This window comes from Streptomyces sp. NPDC014734 (assembly GCF_043083325.1).
GTDB lineage: Bacteria > Actinomycetota > Actinomycetes > Streptomycetales > Streptomycetaceae > Streptomyces.
In genome coordinates, this window is the sequence record NZ_JBIBYN010000064.1 from 1 (window position 1) to 2332 (window position 2332).

The window sequence follows — 2332 nt, forward strand, 5'->3', positions numbered from 1 at the left end:
CTCCCCACCACGAACACCCCCCACCTCACCCTCGACACCCACCCCCACCACAACCAGCCCACCCACAACCCCACCGACACCGACCGCACCACCCCCCTCCACCCCCACAACCCCGCCTACCTCATCTACACCTCCGGCTCCACCGGACACCCCAAAGCCGTCGTCGTCCCGCACGCGAGCGTGGTGGACTTCTCGGCCGACGTCGTGGACCGCTGGGAACTGGACGGGAGCAGCAGGGTGCTGCAGGTGGCCCCGCCGAGCTTCGACCCGTCCGTGTTCGAGCTGTGGATGGTGCTGCGTTCCGGTGGCCGCCTGGTGGTGCCGTCGACGGGTCCGCTCGCCGGCGAGGTGCTGGCGGGGCTGCTGGAAGAGGCACGGATCACCCATGTGCAGATGTCACCGGCCGCGCTCGCGAGCATGCCGGTGCGACCGCTGCCGGAGCTGCGGACGCTGATCGTCGGCGGGGAGGCGTTCACCGCCGGTGTCGCCGGACGGTGGTCGGCGGAACGGGACGTGTTCAACGCGTACGGTCCGACGGAGGCGACCGTCTGGGTGACGGTGAGCGACCCGCTGTCGGGTGCGGAGGCGCCGCCGATCGGCCGCCCCGGCCGGAACACGCGGGTGTACGTGCTGGACGGCGCGCTGCGCCCGGTGCCGGTGGGCACGCCGGGCGAGCTGTACGTCGCCGGGGCGCGGCTGGCGCGGGGCTATCTGGGCCGTCCGGACCTGACCGCGGGCCGGTTCGTCGCCAACCCCTTCGGCGCTCCCGGCGAACGCATGTACCGCACCGGCGACCTCGCCCGATGGCGCCGCGACGGACAACTCGACTTCGTCGGCCGCGCCGACCACCAGGTCAAGATCCGCGGCTACCGCATCGAACTCGGCGAGATCGAGGGCGTCCTGGCCGCCCACCCCGGTATCGCCCGCACCGCCGTCGTCGTCCGCGAGGACCGCCCCGGCGACCAGCGCATCGTCGCCTACCTGGTACCCGCCGACGGCGCGGACGGGCGGGAGGTGGCGGAGCTGAGGGAGCTGGCGGCGCGCCGTCTCCCGGCGTTCATGGTGCCGGCCGCGTTCGTGCCGCTGGACGTGTTGCCGCTGACGGCGCACGGGAAGCTGGACCAGAAGGCCCTGCCCGTGCCCGAGTACGCGGGCGGCGAGGGGGGCCGGGCGCCGCGCGACGCCCGCGAGGAGGTGCTGTGCGGACTCTTCGCCGAGGTCCTCGGGGCGGAACGCGTCGGCATCGACGACAACTTCTTCGGGCTCGGCGGGCACTCGCTGCTCGCCATCCAGTTGATCAGCAAGGTCCGTGCCGCCTTCGGTGTGGAACTGTCGGTGCGGGACCTGTTCGAGGCGCCGACGGTCGCCGGGGCGGCGGCACGTCTCGGCGACGCGGACGGGGCGCGGGCGCAACTGGTGCCGATGGCGCGGCCGGAACGGCTGCCGCTGTCCTTCGCCCAGCAGCGCCTGTGGTTCCTGCACCAGCTCGAAGGCCCCAGCGCCACCTACAACGTGCCGATGCGGCTGCGGCTGCCGGGTGCGCCGGACGTGGCGGCGCTGCGGGCGGCCCTCGGGGACCTGGCCCAGCGGCACGAGAGCCTGCGGACCGTGTTCCCGGAGCAGGACGGCACCCCGTACCAGCACATCCTGGACGGTGAGGCCGCGCGTCCGGTGCTGGAGACGGTGGTGTCCGCCCCGGACCGGGTCGACGGGGACGTGGCCGACGCCGCGCGGCACACCTTCGATCTGATGGTGGAACTGCCGTTGCGGGCGACCCTGTTCACGGTCGCCCCGGACGAGCACGTGCTGCTGCTGATCGTGCACCACATCGCCGGAGACGGCTGGTCGGTGGGTCCGCTGGCCCGTGACCTGTCCCTCGCCTACGCGGCGCGGCGCGCCGGCCGGGCCCCGGCGTGGGAGCCGCTGCCGGTGCAGTACGCCGACTACACGCTGTGGCAGCGGGAGGTGCTCGGCGACGAGTCCGCCGAGGACAGTGTGCTGTCGCGTCAGATCGCCTACTGGCGCGAGGCGCTGGCGGAACTGCCGCAGCGGCTGGAGCTGCCGACGGACCGGCCGCGCCCCGCGGTGGCCGCATACGGGGGGAGCAGTGTCGACTTCGTCCTCGACGCCGCGCTGCACGGGGATGTCGTCCGGCTGGCGCGGGAGCGGCAGGCCAGTGTGTTCATGGTGGTCCAGGCCGCGCTCGCGGCCCTGCTGAGCCGTCTCGGCGCGGGCAGCGACATCCCGATCGGCACCCCGGTCGCGGGCCGTACCGACGACGCCCTCGACGACCTCGTCGGCTTCTTCGTCAACACCCTCGTCCTGCGCACCG

General features: G+C 73.7%; 1 protein-coding gene. It reads left to right on the top strand.

Annotated features, from left to right (window positions below; translation table 11 throughout):
* On the top strand, positions 1-2332 hold a 2332-nt coding region (locus ACF1CT_RS37340), incomplete at both ends, for an amino acid adenylation domain-containing protein (RefSeq protein WP_391788488.1).